Genomic DNA, 17,624 nt, shown 5'->3' with positions numbered 1-17,624 from the left:
ACGTCTGGAGGCCCCATGAAACTTGCGATCCTTGCGCTGGAAGGCTGTATGCAATCGGCGGTCGCCGGCATCGCCGACATCCTCACCCTCGCCAACCATGTGATGCAGCTGCGCGGCGGCAACGCGCGCTTCAGCTGGCAGACGCTCTCGCTCGACGGCAAGGCAGTGCGCGCCGGCGGCGGCAAGCTGCTCGCGGTCGATGGCGCCGTCGGCAGCCGCACCGGCTGCGACGCGGTCATCGTGCCGGGCAGCCTCGTCGACCACCTGACCGCCGAGCGCCTGCAATCGCAATATGACCGCGCCGGCGCCTGGCTGCGCCGGCAGCACGCGAGCGGCCGGCTGATCGGCGCCTTCTGCAGCGGCGTGCTGCTGCTCGCCAATGCCGGCCTGCTCGACGGCCGCCGCGCCACCATCACCTGGTGGCTGCAAAGCGAGCTGCGCCGCCGCCATCCCAAGGTCGACCTCGCCAGCGATGCCGTCATCACCCAGGCCGACCGCCTGGTCTGCGCCGCCGGCCCGATGTCATGGGTCGATCTGCTGCTGCGGCTGATCGAGCTGGTCGAAGGCGCGGAGGTCGCAAAGGTCTGCGCCGACTATGCGGTGATCGACACCGCACAGCGCACCCAGGCGATCTTCATGCCGCTCGGCTACATGTTCGGGCAGGACCCGCTACTGATCAAGGCGGACATGCTGGTGCGCCGCACCGGCAGGACGCCGGTCACGGTGCGCAGCCTCGCACATGCGCTGGGCCTGAGCGAGCGCACGCTGAACCGCCGCTTCCGCGAATTGACCCACGAGCCCCCGCAGGCCTTCATCATGCGCCGCCGCGTCGAGCACGCCCGCACGCTCTTGGAGACCACGACCCAACCGATCAAGACGATCGCCCGCGCCACCGGCTACGAGGACGAGAGCAGCTTTCGCAAGGCCTTCCGCAAGCTGACGCTGCTGTCGCCGCAGGCCTATCGCGCCCAGCGCACGATGCGTGCGGCATAGCCACCCGGAAGATTACGGTCAGCAACACTGACAAACTGCGCGACGTGATGCGACGCGGCACGCACGCTTTGACGTTCGGAATCGACAATGATCGGTGCCGGGTGTTCACTCAACGGCAAGGCCCCGAAAGCGGCCGCGATAAAACAGACACGCTCATTTTGCATTTGGGAGAAACGAGATGTCCTTCGTCGCTCGGCGAATGGCGGCGGTTTCGACCGCCATCATTATTCTCGCCGTCTGTTCCGGCAGCGCATTTGCCCAGAAGAAATACGACACCGGCGCAACCGATACCGAAATCAAGATCGGCAACATCATGCCGTACAGCGGGCCGGCATCCGCCTATGGCACCAGCGGCCGGGCTCAGGCGGCCTATTTCCGCAAGATCAATGCCGAAGGCGGCATCAATGGCCGCAAGATCAATTTCATCTCCTATGATGACGGCTACAGCCCGCCGAAAACGGTCGAGCAGGCGCGCAAGCTGGTCGAGGGCGACGAAGTCCTGCTGATCTTCGCCGCGCTCGGCACGGCGCCCAACGGCGCCATTCAGAAATACATGAACACGAAGAAGGTGCCGCAGCTGTTCATTCAGACCGGTGCGACCAAATGGAATGATCCGCAGAACTTTCCGTGGACCATGGGCTGGCAGCCCAGCTATCAGAGCGAGGGCCGGATCTACGCCAAGCACATCTTGAAGGAAAAGCCGAACGGCAGGATCGCCGTGCTCTACCAGAACGACGATTACGGCAAGGACTACCTCAAGGGGCTGAAGGACGGCCTCGGCGACAAGGCGGCATCGATGATCGTTGTCGAGGATGCGTATGAGGTCGCCGAGCCGACCATCGACACGCACATCGTCAAGATGAAATCGCTGAATGCCGATGTGTTCGTCGACATCGCCACGCCGAAATTCGCGGCGCAGGCCATCAAGAAGACGGCCGAGATCGGCTGGAAGCCATTGCACATCCTCAATTCGGTCGCCTCCTCGATCGGCGCCGTGATCCAGCCTGCGGGCTTCGAGAACGCGCAAGGCATCATCTCGGTGGCCTATCTGATGGATCCGCTCGACCCGCAATGGAAGGACGATCCCGGCATGAAGGCCTTCGACGAATATCTCGCTAAGTACTTCCCCGAAGGCAATCGGGCCGACGGCCTGGTGGTGACGGGTTACAATTCCGCTCAGACCCTGGTCCAGGTACTGAAGCAGTGCGGCGACGATCTCACGCGGGCGAACGTGATGAGACAGGCCGCGAACCTCAGGGCTTTCCGCACCAACAACCTGCTGCCGGGAATCACCATCAACACCAGCCCGATCGATTTCGCGCCGATCAAGCAGATGCAGCTCCGACGGCTCAAAGGCGAGCGCTGGGAGTTGTTCGGGCCCATGCTCAGCGCGGAAGTCGGAGGCTAGCCGACCGCAGTCACCGCACCGTTGCCCTGGCATCCGCCGGGACGACGATGCGACGCCTAACGTCTACACCCTGAACAGCTTCGCGTAGCGTGCCTTGATCGCCTCGCTCTGCGCCTGCACCTGGGCCGGATCGGCCTTCAGCATCTTCAATTTGTCGAGCGGCACGTGGCCCGCCTTCTCCTTCACCTTGCCGTGGAACGAGCGGTGCGCGAACTCGTCGGCCAGCATCTGCTGGGTCTCGGCGCTGAAGACGAAGCTCTGGAACAGCCGCGCCGCGTTCGGGTTCGGCGCGTTCTTGAAGATGCCGCTCGGCACGATGATCAGCGGCGCGCCCTCGGCCGGATAGACCACCTCGACCGGCTTGCCCTGGTCCTTGGCCAGCACGAGGTTGTAGTCGTTGCCGTCGGCCATGACCGCGCGCTCGCCGAGCAGGATCTTCTTCGGCGGATCGGCCGCCGACTGCACCTGCATCACCCGCTGCTGCGAAAGCTTCTCCAGATACGGCCAGCCGAGATCGCGCGCCAGCACGAAGGTCGCGGTCATGATCGCGCCGGAGTAGCCCGGGTGACCCTTGACGATCTTGCCGCGCCATTTGGGATCGAGCAAATCGGCGTAGCTCTTCGGCGCCTCCTCGCGCCTGACCTGCTCGGTGTTGTAGCCGATCACCTCGAACCAGGCGCAGGACGTCGCGGACGTGCCGTCCGGATCGATCTGGTCGGCGGGAAAATTCCTGGCGACCTCTTCCGGCAGATAGGCGGCGAGCCAGTCGTTCTTCTTCCAGTCGAGATAATGCGCGGGATCGGTCGAGTTGGCGACGTCGACGGCATGGATGCCGCTGCCCTGCTCCTGCGCGATGCGCTGGAAGATCCGCTCGGCGCCGGAACGTTCGACGCGGATGCTGATCCCGGGATATTTCTGCTCGAAGTCGCGCGCGAGCCGCTCGGCGGTGTTCAATTCCAGCGCGCTGTAGAACGAGATCTTGCCTTCCTTCTTGGCCGCCGCGATCAGGTCCGGCGTCACCGCCTCCGCCGGCGGCGCCGCCGCCCGTAAGGGTTCGGCGAACACCATGCCGGCCGCGGTCGCTGCCGTCACCTTGAGCCAGTCGCGTCTCGACCATTTGCGGTCCTGCATTCCATGCTCCCCAGAATCGGGCCGTTGACCGGCCGCGCCGTTGTTGCAGGAGCATAGCAGCCTGGGCGCGCTACGTCTTGTCAGGCGGATTCTCGCGCAGGAAGCGTTCGAGATCGGGCTGCACGGAGTAAGGCTGCGGAACCGGATCGCCCTGGAAGTCGATCTGAAGATCGAGGCAGCGCCGCAGCATTCGCGCCAGCTCGCTGCGCCGATACGGCTTGGTGAGGAGCGGGATGCCGTGGCCGCTGCGCCCCTGCTGTGCCGGCAGCACGCCGTCGCTGTAGCCCGAGGTGAACAGCACCCGCAGCGCCGGACGCCCGGCCATCAGCGTATCGGCCAATTGCCGGCCGTTCATGCTGCCGGGCATCACGATGTCGGTGAACAAAAGATCGAACGCGGTGCCGGAGCCGACGATCTCGAGCGCGGCGTCCGCGTTGGCCGCCACCAGCACCTTGTAACCGAGGCCTTCGAGCTGCTCGGTGACGTAGGCGCGGATCGTGGGATCGTCCTCGACGCACAGGATGGTCTCGCTGCCGCCCCTGACCGGCTGATCGTCCTCTTCGGCTGCGCGCTGCGCGGCGCCGTCGGCCTTGGGCAGATAGATCCTGAAGATCGCGCCGCGTCCGGGCTCGCTCTTGACCTCGATGCCGCCGCCGCTCTGCTTGACGAAGCCGAACACCATGCTGAGCCCGAGTCCGGTGCCCTGCCCGACCTCCTTGGTGGAGAAGAACGGATCGAAGATCTTCTCCAGATGCGACGGCGAAATCCCGGTGCCGGTGTCGCTCACCTCGATCACGAGATGGTCGCCGGCGCGCTCGACCCCGCGCGCCACGGCGTCGGGAACGCCGAGCTGGACGTTGCGGGTCGCAAAGGTCAGCGTGCCGCCCTCGGGCATGGCATCGCGCGCATTGATGGCGAGATTGACCAGCGCAGCACCGAGCTGGCTGCGGTCGACAAAGGCGAGCCAGGCGCCGCGGCCAAGCTCGGTCCTGATCTCGGTCTGCGAGCCGAGCGTCTGCGATAGCAACCGCACCACCTCGCCGATCAGGTCGTTGACGTCGGTCTCCGCGGGCTGCAGCGGCTGCTTGCGCGCGAATGCCAACAGGCTCGTGGTGAGCTGCGCGCCGCGATCGGCGGCATCGCTGATCAGCTTGGCGATCGCGGCAAGCTGCGGGTTGTCCTTGACGCCGTCGGCAAGGATCTCGACCGTGCCGGTGATCACGGTCAGCATGTTGTTGAAGTCGTGCGCGATGCCGCCGGTCAGCCGCCCGAGCGATTCGGTTCGCTGCGCCTGGATCAGCTGCTCCTCGGCGATCCGGCGCTGGGTGATGTCCCGGACGAAGGCATTGATGACGTAACCGTCGCCGCGCCTGAGCGCATTGAGCGACACCTCGACGAAGAACCGGTGGCCGTCGCGGTGCACGGATTCGGACTCGTACCGCATCCCCATGCCGCCGCCGGCGGTCTCCTGCAGGAATCGGGCGATCCGCTGCCTGTGCGCATCCCGAAGCTCCTCCGGAAACACCAGCTCCACCACCCGGCAGCCGAGCGTCTCGGTCCGCGTCCAGCCGGTCAGTGCCTCGGCCTGCGGACTCCAGTCGAGCACGATGCCGTCCTGGTCGGTCTGGACGAAGGCGTCGAGCGCGGTCCTGATGATGGCCTGTGCCATCTGCTCGCTGTCGACCAGCGCCTGATGCGCCCGCCGTTGCGCGGTCACATCGTGCAGCACGGCCACCGCGCCGCGCAACCTGCCGGCGTCGTCGCGCAGCGGCCTGGCGTTGGCGACGATGCAGACCTCCGGATCCGGCGACAGCGGTCTGACGATCAGCTCGAAATCGTCGACGTCATCGCCGCGCAACGCGCGCGCCACCGGCGTCTCCGAGATCGGCATCACGGTCGTGCCGTCGGGATAATAGTTCTGGAAGCTGCGAACCCCGGTCAGGGTGTCGAAGCCGGGGTCGACTTTGTACAGCCGCCGCGCCGCGGCGTTGGCGATCACGACCACCCCATGCTGCTCGACCACCACCACCGGATCGCGGATGCTCTCGATGGTCTTCTCCAGCAGGTTCTGCCTGCTGCCCAATTGCGCCGACAACTCGGCCAGCGTCGCGGCGAGCCGCGCGGCTTCGGGATTGCCATCAGGGCGGACCGGCGCCGGCTCGCCGCGCGACAGCGTCTCCGCCGCCCGTGTCATCTGGGCGAGCGGCTCGGACGTTGGCCTGGCAATCCCCTCAGCACTCATCAATACCACCGCAACCACGCCACCCGCGAGCAGGATGCCCGACGAGGTGACGGCATGGATGAAGCCCGGCGCGAGCAGCAGCACCACGACCGGAGGCATCAACCCGGCCGCCAGGCGGCCCGACAAACTCATCCCGACCGACTCATCGCGAGCCGCTGCACCGGAAAATGGAAAAGGAAAACAGTGTCAGAAAGGACGTCGGCGCCGGGGCAATATCGGGTGGCTTACCCCTTTGCTTAGCCGAGTCCGGGCTGCCAATCCGCCACTTTCGTGTCCGTATAAGTACGGAGACAAGCCGCAGGCATGGGCCGATGCCGGATGAACCGGTCCCAGTATGGGGCGGATCGGGGTCAATTGAGGCGATCTTCGCGTGATCCCGGCCCTGCTCGGGCGACGGCGGAGACGTTCACCGCCTCGCGGAAGGCCTTGTCAAACGCGACGTGGCGCGGGAGCGAACCCCGCGGAGCTCCTGCAATGCGCGTCAGCCCTGCAGGCTGGAGCCGTTGGAGAGAACCGACGCCGGCTTGGCCAGGCCGAGATGATCGCGAAAGGTCGAACCGGAATATTCGGTCCGGTAGAGGCCGCGCCGCTGCAATTCGGGGACGACCAGGCTGGTGAAGGCCTCGACGGATTCCGGCACATAAGGCGGGAAGATATTGAAGCCGTCGGCCGCCCGTTCATCGAACCAGAACTGAATGTGATCGGCGACCTCCCTCGGATTGCCGACCACGACCGCGCCGGTGCTGATGTGTCCGACGATGAGATCGCGATAGGTCAGACGGTTGGGACCTTTGACGTCGCGGCGGGTGAGCCGCGTGACATCGGCAAACAGCCGCCGGCCGTTTTCATTAGCCTCCGCCAGCACCGCGGGATCGACCGGCGCATCCCGGTCCTGACCGGAAACGTCGACGCCGATCGCGGCCGACACCGCGGTGAGGTTGCGGCGCTTGCCCATCCTGCCGAGGGATCCGTAGCGGCTGGCCTCGCCGCCATCGCCCTCGGGCTCCAGCGCGACAAAGGAATTGAGGTGGTCGAAGATCGCGACGGCCTTCTCGGTGGTCTCCGCGACGACGGGAGTGAGCCCGGGCAGGATCGCGATGTCGGCATCGCGCCTGCCGTATTTGCCGGCCCTGGATTTGACGTCCGCGTAGTACGCCTTCGCGCTCTCGATCGTCGCCTGGCCGGCGAAGATGACATCGGCATCGCGCGCGCCGAGCTCGCGCGAACGGTCCGAGGTGCCGGCATGCAGGATCACCGGGTGGCCCTGCGGCGGGCGCCGGACATTCAGCGGCCCGGCGACGTCGAAATAGCGCCCCCTGTGATGCAGCGGCGTGATCGCATCGCTATCCCAGAGCCCCCGCACCACGGCGACGAATTCGTCCGCCCAGTCGTAGCGCCGCTCAGTGTCCCAATGGGCCTGGCGGGAGAAATTGCCCGCGGCGATCTCATCGGCGCCGGTCACCAGATTCCATGACGCGCGGCCCTGGCTCAAATGATCCAGCGACGCCAGCATCCGCGCGAGATTGTACGGATCGTAATAGGTCGGATTGGCCGTGACGACGATGCCGATATGGCTGGTCGCGGCCGCCAGGCTCGCGCCGGACACGAACGGCTCGAGGCGCGACATCTGCGAGGGATTGGTGGTTTGCAGGCTCGGATCGCTCGCGAGCCGATCGCCAAGGAACAGGAAGTCGAACTTGGCCGCCTCCACAAGCCGGGTGACCCGCTGCAGGAACTCGATGTCGAAGGCGGCGCCTGCATGCGAGGACGGATAGCGCCAGCCGCTCGGGTGTGTGCCACCGGCCCAGAACATCAAGCCGAAATGCAATTCTCGCTTGGACATGATGAAACGCTCGCAGGATGGTTCAGGCAGCCGTGCTGGCCGGCCGTGGTGCTTGCTGTTCGAAGACATTGCGCGGCCGGGCCAGGCCGAGCCTGTCGCGCAGGCTGGCCGGTCCGTCGCCGGACCGCAGCCGCTGCCGCCGCACCAGTTCCGGGACGACATCGCGGGCAAAGGCCTCGAGGCCGCGGCCGACAACCCGAGGCGCCACCAGCAGGCCATCCAGCGTCACGGCATTCGCCAGCGACTCGATCCGGTCAGAGATCTCCGACGGGGTGCCCGACAGATGATTGAGGGCGGACGTCCCTGGCGCGGCTGCCGTATGGTCCAGCCCGATGAACGGCACGATCTCCGCAAACAGGCGCACGCGCTCATCGCGCTGCGCGGCCCGCGCAGCCGCGAGCACGCCGTCACGCAAGGCGACGACATCGCCCTCCGTCCCGGCCCCGAGGATGGCGATGTCGGCGTGCCGACCCGCGAACTCCGCCGACCGCTTGTCCACCACGCGGTGAGCGACGATGACCTGGCCCTGAGGCGGCCGTGCGACGTTCAGCGGTCCCTTGACCCTGAACGAAGGCCCGGCGTGATCGATCGGATGGATCTTGCTGCCATCGACGAACACGCCGCTGTGCTTGTCGCGAACAAAGGCATCGTCCTCCCAGCTATCCCAGAGCCGGCGCGCGATATCGAGGATCTCGCCGGCACGCGCATAGTGGAGGTCAGGCGCAACCGCGGCCTGCCCGTAATTGGCGCCGGCAGGATCGACCGCGCCGGTCGAGACCAGCCAGCCGGCCCGCCCATGCGTGACATGATCGAGCGAGGCGGCGAGCCGCGTCACATTATACGGCTCGACATAGCTGGTGTTGGCCGCCGCGATCAGACCGATACGGCGCGTCCTGGTCGCGAGAAAGGACGCCGTCGTGAACGCTTCGCTGCGGGCAGGCGCGGCATCGCCGACGCTGTCGTCGATCAGGAGGAAGCCAAAGCCGGCCTCCTCCAGGTCGCGCGCAAGACTGGTCAGGTGGACGGGATTCAGCGGATCGAAGCTTTCGTCATGCGTCTGCTGGCCGGATTGCGGCGCATAGAGAAAGCCGAGGTGGAGCGGTTTGGCCATGTTGGTCTCCGTTCAGTCAGGCCACGGTTGCAGTCGCCGCTGGCTCCAGCGCGCGGAGTGCCTCGTAGATCCGGGCTTCGCGTTGCAGAAGCTCGATGTCGCCCCGCCGACGCGGGCGCGGCAGCTCGAGGGTGACGATCTCGGCGATCCGTCCGGGCCGCGGTGACAGCAGCACGATGCGATCGGCAAGGAACACCGCTTCGCCGACGTCGTGCGTCACGAACACGATGGTCTTGCGGCGCTGCTGCCAGATTCGGATCAGGTCTTCCTGCAGCCTGTTGCGGGTGACGTAGTCGACCGCGCCGAACGGTTCATCCATCAGGATGACGTCGGGATCATTGACGAGCGCACGCGCGATGCCGGCGCGCTGCTTCATGCCCCCGGAGATCTGGTGCGGGAATTTGCCGCCGAAGCCATCGAGCCCCACCAGCGCCAGATGCTCATCGACCAAACGCCGGGCTTGCTGCTTGTCCACGCCGCGTAATTCGAGCCCGAGGCCGACATTGGCCGCAACCGTTCGCCACGGATAGAGCGAGGCATCCTGGAATACGACGCCGAGCTCTCCGCCGGGGCCGTCGATCGGCTTGTTGCGAAACAGCACCGAGCCGCCGCTCGGCTGCTGCAACCCGGCGAGGATTTCCAGCAGCGTGCTCTTGCCGCAGCCGCTGGGTCCGAGCAGCACGACGAACTCGCCCTCCTCGACCGAGAAGCTGATGTTGCTGAGCGCACGCACCGGCGGCGTGCCGGGATAGATCTTGTCGAGCGACCTGATGGTGAAGGCAGGCATGCCCTCGCGCTCCTGCTTGCTCTCGCTCACTGCGTCTTGCGCCCGGGATAGACGAACGGCTTCACGTACTCCTGGGGAATGAAGCGCTCATCGATGTATTTGGCGGCGTCGTAGAACTCCTTCTGGTTGCCGACATCGATCTCGAGCTGCTGGGTGTCGTGGATCGCCTTCGGATCGATCGCCGGATTGGCGTCCCAGACGTCGTCCTCCTGATAGATGGCGCGCTTCACCGCCTCCGGATTGATCTTCAGGCGGGCCTGCAGCCAGGGCAGGTATTCGTCGTAGTGCGCCTTGGCGTAGGTATAGGACTTGAAGTAGGCCCGTAGGCCGCGCCGCAGCAGATCGGGATCGTTCGCGATCACCGCGTCGCCCGCGATCAGGACGCCGGTGTGATAGGTCGGCAGATAATCCCAGGCCCGCGCCAGCGTGGTCGAGACTCCCTCGATCTCCCCGAGCGCCGCGAAGGGCTGATGGATGATGGTGGCGTCGACCTGGCCGGTCTCCAGCGCGCCGTAGGCCTTTTCGGTGGCACCGGCGGCAAACAATGTCACGTCGCGGTCGGGATCGATGCCTTCGGCCCGCAGCAGATAACGCGCGACCGACGCGAGGTTGCCGCTGGTGTCGGGTCCGACGCCGATCGTCTTGCCCTTCAGGTCCGCAAACGACTTGATGCCTTTGCGCGCGATCAGGAAATACGGCCCTTTCGAACGGAACGCGGCGGCGACGATCTTGATCGGCGCTCCCAGGGCGGCAGCACGCAGATAGACGCTGGTCGGCCCGAAGGCGAAGGTCACGTCGCCGCGCGAGGTGGCCGTGACCGGATCCTGCGTCCCGACGAATTCGACGTTCAGGCCTTCCTCGGCGAAGAACCCCTTCTCCACGCCGAACACGATCGGCTGCTGCGTATAGCTTGTGGTGTCCTGCAGTTTGAGGGTTTTCTCCTCCTGCGCACCGGCCGCCGCGGCGAAGCCGAGCGCAAGTGCGGTCAAGACGAGCAGACGAGCCGGTAGGGCTGTTGAGAGCATGATCGATCCCTTCGAAACGAACTGTGACGGGAAGACGCGGAACCGGGATCGGTCAGACGTATTTCCACCTGAGCAAGACGCGCCGCTCGAGCAGATCAACCAGATAGATGATCAGCAATGCGATCGACGTGACGAGAATGACGAGGGCGAAGACACCGGCGGTGTCGTAGATGCCCGACAGCTTGTTGAGCAGGTTGCCGACGCCGGCCTTGGAGGCGACGATCTCGGCAAAGAGAGTCGCAAGCAGGCAGGTCGCCGCCTCGATGCGCACCGCGGCCACGATCGACGGCGTGGCGGACGGCAGCACCACCTTCCAGATGATCTGACGCTGGCTCGCGCCGAGCGCCCGCGCGACCTTGATATGGTTGTCCTGAACCTGCTTGATGCCGGCAATGGTGTTGAAGACGAACAGGAAGTAGCAAAACAGGAAGATGATGAACACCTTGTGTTCGAAGCCGAGGCCCAGATAGAGCGTGAGAAGCGGAATGATGGTGACCTTCGGGATCGCCATGAACCAGATCAGGAACGGGTTGAGAAACCGGTGCACCTTCGGGAACAGGGCCATGGCGATGCCGGTCGCGATCCCGAGGATCGCGCTCAGCGCCACGCCGACGCCGGCCTCGGCGAGGGTCACCGAAAGATGAAACAGCAAATTCTCCCTGGTGAAGAGCTGAGGGAAAGCGCCAAGAATCTGCGTCGGTGACGCCAGATAGATTCGTTTCACTGCACCGCTATCGACCGCGACCTGCACGGCCAGCAGGATCGCGGCGACCACCAGCATCTGGATGATAACGATCCACGGCAGCCTGGCGGCGTAAGAGCGTAGCGTCTTGCTTCTGTCCTTGTCAGCGGCCTGAACATCAACGACGGTTTCGATCGACTCGACTGACATAACCACGTCCCATTACGCAACGGTCGAAGATCACGCTTGCGACCGCGCTCTTGCAGTGCAAGCAAGCTAGACCATTTCGACAGAGAAGATATTCCATAGTTTCGAGCCAGGCGTGATGACCTATCTCGCAAAGCCGCGTGCGACAGTGAAGGAATATGCAGATGAACTACGCAACGCTCGCGAACACCGGAATCCAGGCGTCCCGAATTACGTCGCGTGTTCGAGCGGTGGACCGAAGGATTGAATGCCGCGGGCGGTGAGCGAGGAATTTCGGTTATCTCCTCTGCATCGGCGAGCAACGTCCCCTTGCGCGCGCGCCACTGAGTTGCCCGACGTCACAAGCCGCAACCTCCTTCGTCATTCCGGGGCTCGCGAAGCGAGAACCCGGAATCCATTTCACCACACGTGATGCGGCCCAATGGATTCCGGGCTCGTGCTTCGCACGCCCCGGAATGACGAGGGGAGAGAGCCGCGGGCCCTTACATCTGAGTTGCCCGACGGCGCAAGCCCCCCGACGAAAATATTTCGCTTTATCCGAAGAGCAACTCAATGTATGAATTCCCCGTCTCACCCGATCGAGGGGCGCTTCGCGGTCGTCACGAACGCGGGTCGAGATGCGGTGGACGCCGATTGCGCAACTGACGAGTGCGCATGAGGCGGACGGCGAAATCGTGCAGGCCTGACGCCCTAGCGGTAGGTGTCTCTTCCGATTGCGCAAATGCGCGTTGTGAAGACGGTGACAAACAAGCCCAGTCTCGCCGGGGAGAGCACGTATAAGCCGTAACCCATCGCGCAGGGAAAGCCGGATTGCTCCGGTTACACCTGTGGTCCTACCCCCGAGCTTTCTACCCATTGCTCGGGGCCCATGGGTGCGATCGGCACCCGGCTTTCCCTGCGCCCTCACCAACGGAGAGGGCGGAACGAAAGAGCAAAGCTCGGACAAAAGATGTCGCGAGAATGGAAAACTGCGTCCTCACCTAAAACCGTCATCGCACGGCTTGACCGGGCGATCCAGTACGCCGCGGCCCATCGGCTCAATAGCGCCTGCCTCTGGAATACTGGATCACCCGGTCAAGCCGGGTGATGACATCGTGCTTAAAACGCGCAGGAACAACAGCAGTGAAAGCAGCCCCTACGCCGCGCGCCGCCTCTCGCGCAGCGCGTCGCCGAAGGCCTCGAACAGCGCGCGGTTGATCGGATTGCGTTGCGGATCGTATTCGGCGTGCCACTGCACGCCGAGCGCAAAACCGGGCGCGTCGGCGATCCGGATCGCCTCGATGGTGCCGTCCTCGGCAATGCCCTCGATCACGACGCGCTTGCCGGGCTCGAGGATGCCCTGACCGTGCAGCGAATTGACCCGGATGGTCTCGCGGCCAAGGATTTTTGCGAAGGCGCCTCCCGGCGTCAGTGCGACATCGTGACGATCGGCGAACACCACGGTCGGATCGGGATGGATCTCGCCGTTCTCGAGCCGCGGCATGCGGTGGTTCATGCGGCCCGGAATCTCGCGGATCTCCGGATGCAGCGAGCCGCCGAAGGCGACGTTCATCTCCTGCAGCCCGCGGCAGATGCCGAAGATCGGCACGCCGCGCGCGACGCAGGCCTCCGTCAGCGCCAGCGCCACGTCATCGCGGTGGATGTCGTAGGGCTCGTGGGCGGCGCAGGGCTCGGTGTTGAAGCGGGTCGGATGGACGTTGGCGCGGGCTCCGGTCAGGACGACGCCGTCGACCACGTCGAGCAAGGCACCGACCTCGGTGATTTCGGGGCTGCCCGCGAACATCAGCGGCACGGCACCCGAGACCTCGGCAACCGCACGCAGGTTGCGCTCCCCGACCATCTGGACTGTGAAACGATTTTCGATGCGATGGGCGTTTCCGATCACGCCGACCACGGGCCGTCTCATTATTGAAGTCTCGCGCAATGATTCTTCTAAGCTTGCGACGTTGCGGAGACGATCATGCCTTCGAGTTCCCGCCGGATCAACCGTCTATTCCTGCACAGGGGGGCTTGCAGCCCTGCACAGATTGGCGCCCCGGCGGGCCGAAATCCGGCCGGACGCCCGGCAGGTCGTCCCCGTCACCACGGCGCGTCAGCGGCAAACCGGCACGGCCGGCCCAGCTTGATCCCGGCGGGATTTTCGCCAAAGACTGCTCCGGACACCGTCCGCGAAAGGGGAATCACCCGTGACTGACTCGGCTGACAATCGCCTGCAGGCCCGCAACGACCTGGCGTGGGCGATCGCCATCGGCGGCATCGGCATCGTGCTGTTCGCCGCCCTGCTGCTGTTCGCCTGGCAGTTCGCCGCGACGCTGTTCCTGCTGTTCGCGGGCATGCTGCTCGGGGTCGGCCTCAATGCCATGACCACCCTGCTCGGCCGGCTGACCGGGCTGCCGCACGCGCTGCGGCTTGCGATCGTCTGCCTGGCGATGGCAGGCCTGTTGTCCGGCATCGTGTTCCTCGGCGGCACCACCATCGCCCAGCAGGCCACCGTGCTGAGCAACACGATCAAATCGCAGCTCGGCAGCGTCAAGGAATTCCTCGAGCAGCACGGCGTCGATACTAGCTATCTCGATTTCACCAATGCCGCCGGCGAGGCCAAGGGCGAAGGCACAGCGGTGGCGACGACGACAACGAGCCCGGCGGCGGCGTCCCAGTCCCATGGCATCCCCGGCGCCGGCGCGCTGGCCTCCAGCGGCGGCGCCATCATCAGTCAGACGCTGAAAGTCCTGCTCGGCACCGTCAGCGTGGTCGGCAACTTCTTCATCGTGCTGTTCCTCGGGCTCGCCTTCGCGGCGCAGCCCGGCATCTACCGCGCCGGGCTGTTGTTCATCGCGCCGGCCAAATACCGCGCGCAGGCGACCGTCATCGTCGACCGCATCGGCGAGACGCTGGAGCGCTGGCTTATCGCCCAGATCATCACCATGGCGGCGGTGTTCCTGGTCACCTGGATCGGGCTTGCCATCATCGGGATTCCGAGCTCGTTCATCCTGGGCATCCAGGCCGGGCTGCTCGCCTTCATCCCGACGGTTGGCGCCATCCTCGGCGGGCTGATCGTGGTGCTGGCGAGCCTGGCGAGCGGCTGGATCGCGGCGCTGTCGGCCTTCGTCCTGTTCCTCGGCGTGCATGCGCTGGAAAGCTACGTGCTGACCCCGATCATCCAGCGCCAGGCGCTCGACATCCCGCCGGCCACGCTGTTCGCGTTCCAGATCCTGCTCGGCGTCGTGTTCGGCGTCTGGGGTCTGGCGCTGGCGCTGCCGCTGATGGCGATCGCCAAGGTGATGATCGATCACTTCAAGGCGGAGGATCAGGCTCCGGCGCACAGCTAAAGCGTTTTCAAGCGAAGTGGTACCGGTTCGCGTCAGGAAAACGCGTTAGGACGACAACGAAAGCACTTCAGGAGAACAGCAGGACTGTCCCCACCACCATCAGCAACAGGCCGAGCAGCATCACGATCGGCCAGCGGCTGTTCGGCGCCTCGTATCGCCCTTGCGCGCGCCGTTCGGCGATCAGCGCGGTCTCGTATTCATCGGAGTCCGCGAACAGGCAGGCGAATCCGCTGCGGGCCGAAGCCGCGTCGGCTTCGAGCGACATCAGGGCGGATTGCGGATTGCGGCTGCGGATCGACTCCATGCCCGAAAGCATGGGATCGAATGGTTAACCAGTCGTTACCGTGCTCATGTCCGCACAGTCGCGGGCCTCTGTCGCGCCGCGGCCGGCAGGCCGGCGGTCTTGCGCCGCCAGTTCTCCAGCGACAGCGGCAGCTCCTCCGCCGCCTCGACGCGGTTGCGGCCGCCGCGCTTGGCCTGATAGAGCGCGGTGTCGGCCGAGGCCAGCAGCACCTCGAGCTCGGTCCCGGCCGGACCGCCGGCGACGCCGATGCTGACCGTGGTCTCGACCGCGCCTTCCTCACAGGTGATGTTGCTGTTCTCGAAGGCTTCGCGCACCCGCTCGGCGACCAGGACGCCCTCCTCCAGCGAGCACGGCAACAGCGCCGCGAATTCCTCGCCGCCGATCCGGCCCGACAGATCGCTGATCCTCAGGCTGTTGACCACCACGGCGGAGAACAGTTTCAGGATCTCGTCGCCCGCGGGATGGCCGAAGCGGTCGTTGATCGACTTGAAGTGATCGAGGTCGAAGATCATCACCGTGACCGGCCGACCGGCCGTGGCCTCGCGGTCGATCACCCGCATGCAGGCCTCGGTGAAGCCGCGGCGATTGAGCATGCCGCTCAACGGATCGATCGACGCGGCCGTCTTGTGCACGGCCACTGCACGGTCCGACACCATCATGAAGATCACGAACACGGTGCCGATCGCATAGAGCACGAGTTCGATCGAGAACAGCGTGACCCAGAAGCTGGAGATGACATTCTGGCCGTTCAGGCGCAGCAGATCGCCGACCAGGATCGGCAGCATCAGCACGCAGCCATGGGCGACCGGGATCACGATCGCAATCCAGCGCCGCTGCATCGCACGGCGGCGCTCGCTCCACAGTTCAGACGCGGTCAGCGCCGCGTAGACCGCGACGATCGCAGCGCCGATGGTCAGGCGCATCGCCGGATCCTGCACCGTCGTCACCGCACCGATCCACGCGATCGGGCCGAGCAGCAGGCCCGGCAAATTGGCCTTGCGGCCGTGGAAGATCCGCGCGGCGTTCCAGACCATGCCGCAGGCGGCGAAGCCGATCGCATTGAGGCCCAGCAGCACCATCGGATCGAGCATCGCGCTGCCGACCGTCCACAGCGCGACCGAGGCCGCGCCGAGCAGATAGGCGGTGCCCCACCATTTCAGCGCGGGAATGTTCTCCTGCCTGCCGAACAGCCAAAGCATGGCGCCGAGCATGCCCGCGACCATGGTGGCGAACAAATAGAGCGTCGATGGATCGAACGACATAAACTCACCCCAGCCCGGTGTGATGCAACGTTCGCAGGCGCAATTAATACGGTGATGCAGCGCCGGTGCGAGATCGCACGCTAGAAGGCCCGAGTTCCGATTTCGTTTGCACGCACACGCAAGTTTTCATGAAAAACTGCGCTAATTCACCGCGAAGCGCGCGGCATTGGACGCAGCAAAAAGGGCGCCTTGCGGCGCCCTCTGCAACTCGATGCTCGCGGCAATTGCCGCGAATTTTACAGCTCGAATTAGCGCTTCGAGAACTGGAAGGACTTGCGGGCCTTCGCCTTGCCGTACTTCTTGCGCTCGACCGAACGCGAGTCGCGGGTCAGGAAGCCGCCCTTCTTGAGGACGCTGCGCAGCTCGGGCTCGAAATTGGTCAGCGCCTTCGAGATGCCGTGGCGGACCGCGCCGGCCTGGCCGGACAGACCGCCGCCGGCGACGGTGCAGATGACGTCGTACTGGCCGTTGCGGGCGGCAGCGACCAGCGGCTGCTGGATCATCATGCGCAGCACCGGACGGGCGAAGTAGACTTCGAACTCGCGGGTGTTGACCGAGATCTTGCCGGAGCCGGGCTTGACCCACACGCGCGCAACCGCGTCCTTGCGCTTGCCGGTGGCGTAGGCGCGGTTGAACTTGTCGACCTTCTTGACGTACTTCGGCGCGTCGGGCGCGGCCGGCTTGACCTGCGAGAGCTGGTCGAGGGACTGCAACGTGTCGGACATTATGCGGCCCTCGTGTTCTTGCGGTTCAGGGAAGCGATATCGACCTTCTCGGGGCTCTGGGCCTCATGCGGATGCTCGGCACCCGGATAGACGCGCAGATTGCCCATCTGCATGCGGCCGAGCGGACCGCGCGGGATCATGCGCTCGATCGCCTTCTCGACGACGCGCTCGGGGAAGCGACCCTCGAGGATCTGCTTCGCAGTGCGCTCCTTGATGCCGCCGATGAAGCCGGTGTGCTTGTAGTAGGTCTTCTGGTCGCGCTTGCGGCCGGTCAGCACCACATGCGCGGCGTTGACGATGATGACGTTGTCGCCGCAATCGACATGCGGGGTGTAGGTGGGCAGGTGTTTGCCGCGCAGGCGCATCGCGACGAGCGTGGCCAGACGACCGACGACCAGACCCTTGGCGTCGATCACGACCCACTTCTTCGTCACTTCGGCGGGCTTGGCCGAGAACGTGCTCATGTGTGAAATCCGTGAAAAAGAAATCGGCGCCGTATGCGCCGAACTGGGTGGGTTTCTAGAGAAGCCGCGGGCGCGCGTCAACGCCGACGCACAGGAATTACATCAGTAAAA

The 17,624-nt window shown here is 65.2% G+C and carries 15 protein-coding genes; 3 read left to right on the top strand and 12 right to left on the bottom strand.

Annotated features, from left to right (window positions below; genetic code table 11):
• Positions 1-15 precede the first annotated feature (15 nt).
• On the top strand, positions 16-993 hold the full coding sequence (locus tag ACVW17_RS25785; RefSeq protein WP_456754488.1) for a GlxA family transcriptional regulator: 978 nt from the start codon (positions 16-18) through the stop codon (positions 991-993).
• A 178-nt stretch (positions 994-1,171) separates the two neighbouring features.
• Positions 1,172-2,401, top strand: a complete 1,230-nt coding sequence (locus ACVW17_RS25780) for an ABC transporter substrate-binding protein (RefSeq protein WP_456798004.1) — start codon at positions 1,172-1,174, stop codon at positions 2,399-2,401.
• 63 nt (positions 2,402-2,464) lie between these two features.
• Here the strand turns inward: ACVW17_RS25780 and ACVW17_RS25775 are convergent, their stop codons facing one another.
• The 8 genes from ACVW17_RS25775 to ACVW17_RS25740 form a co-directional block, all read right to left on the bottom strand.
• Positions 2,465-3,532, bottom strand: a complete 1,068-nt coding sequence (locus ACVW17_RS25775) for an ABC transporter substrate-binding protein (protein ID WP_456754486.1) — start codon at positions 3,530-3,532, stop codon at positions 2,465-2,467.
• Positions 3,533-3,602: 70 nt separating this feature from the next.
• Entirely contained in the window at positions 3,603-5,906 is a 2,304-nt protein-coding gene (locus ACVW17_RS25770; protein ID WP_456754485.1) for a PAS domain S-box protein, read from the bottom strand.
• A gap of 349 nt (positions 5,907-6,255) precedes the next feature.
• Complete coding sequence (locus ACVW17_RS25765) at positions 6,256-7,617, bottom strand: LLM class flavin-dependent oxidoreductase (protein WP_456754484.1); 1,362 nt, start codon at positions 7,615-7,617, stop codon at positions 6,256-6,258.
• A 22-nt stretch (positions 7,618-7,639) separates the two neighbouring features.
• Positions 7,640-8,728, bottom strand: a complete 1,089-nt coding sequence (locus tag ACVW17_RS25760) for an LLM class flavin-dependent oxidoreductase (RefSeq protein WP_456798003.1) — start codon at positions 8,726-8,728, stop codon at positions 7,640-7,642.
• A 16-nt stretch (positions 8,729-8,744) separates the two neighbouring features.
• A complete protein-coding gene (locus tag ACVW17_RS25755; protein ID WP_456754482.1) occupies positions 8,745-9,545 on the bottom strand; it encodes an ABC transporter ATP-binding protein in 801 nt (266 codons plus the stop codon).
• Positions 9,542-10,540 (bottom strand): ABC transporter substrate-binding protein, encoded by a 999-nt coding sequence (locus ACVW17_RS25750; RefSeq protein ID WP_456754481.1) that lies wholly within the window; start codon positions 10,538-10,540, stop codon positions 9,542-9,544. The genes ACVW17_RS25755 and ACVW17_RS25750 overlap by 4 nt, the downstream gene beginning before the upstream one ends.
• A gap of 52 nt (positions 10,541-10,592) precedes the next feature.
• Positions 10,593-11,432, bottom strand: a complete 840-nt coding sequence (locus ACVW17_RS25745; protein ID WP_456754480.1) for an ABC transporter permease — start codon at positions 11,430-11,432, stop codon at positions 10,593-10,595.
• 1,132 nt (positions 11,433-12,564) lie between these two features.
• Complete coding sequence (locus tag ACVW17_RS25740; RefSeq protein WP_456754479.1) at positions 12,565-13,335, bottom strand: gamma-glutamyl-gamma-aminobutyrate hydrolase family protein; 771 nt, start codon at positions 13,333-13,335, stop codon at positions 12,565-12,567.
• A gap of 280 nt (positions 13,336-13,615) precedes the next feature.
• Here ACVW17_RS25740 and ACVW17_RS25735 point away from each other — a divergent pair, with 280 nt between their 5' ends.
• Positions 13,616-14,758: an AI-2E family transporter gene (locus tag ACVW17_RS25735; RefSeq protein ID WP_456754478.1), complete on the top strand. Its 1,143-nt coding sequence runs from the start codon at positions 13,616-13,618 to the stop codon at positions 14,756-14,758.
• 67 nt (positions 14,759-14,825) lie between these two features.
• Here ACVW17_RS25735 and ACVW17_RS25730 read toward each other — a convergent pair whose 3' ends face one another.
• The 4 genes from ACVW17_RS25730 to rplM form a co-directional block, all read right to left on the bottom strand.
• A complete protein-coding gene (locus tag ACVW17_RS25730; protein ID WP_456754477.1) occupies positions 14,826-15,062 on the bottom strand; it encodes a hypothetical protein in 237 nt (78 codons plus the stop codon).
• Positions 15,063-15,106: 44 nt separating this feature from the next.
• Positions 15,107-16,324 carry a diguanylate cyclase gene (locus ACVW17_RS25725; RefSeq protein ID WP_456754476.1) on the bottom strand — a complete coding sequence of 406 codons (1,218 nt, stop codon included), beginning with the start codon at positions 16,322-16,324 and terminating at the stop codon, positions 15,107-15,109.
• A 248-nt stretch (positions 16,325-16,572) separates the two neighbouring features.
• Entirely contained in the window at positions 16,573-17,049 is a 477-nt protein-coding gene (gene rpsI, locus ACVW17_RS25720) for a 30S ribosomal protein S9 (RefSeq protein WP_212013477.1), read from the bottom strand.
• On the bottom strand, positions 17,049-17,513 hold the full coding sequence (gene rplM, locus ACVW17_RS25715) for a 50S ribosomal protein L13 (protein WP_021079117.1): 465 nt from the start codon (positions 17,511-17,513) through the stop codon (positions 17,049-17,051). The genes rpsI and rplM overlap by 1 nt, the downstream gene beginning before the upstream one ends.
• Positions 17,514-17,624: the final 111 nt, after the last annotated feature.

Source organism: Bradyrhizobium sp. USDA 4473 (assembly GCF_054063335.1).
Note: the sequence above shows the minus strand (reverse complement) of the source record. Positions and strands in the feature narration are given on the sequence as shown.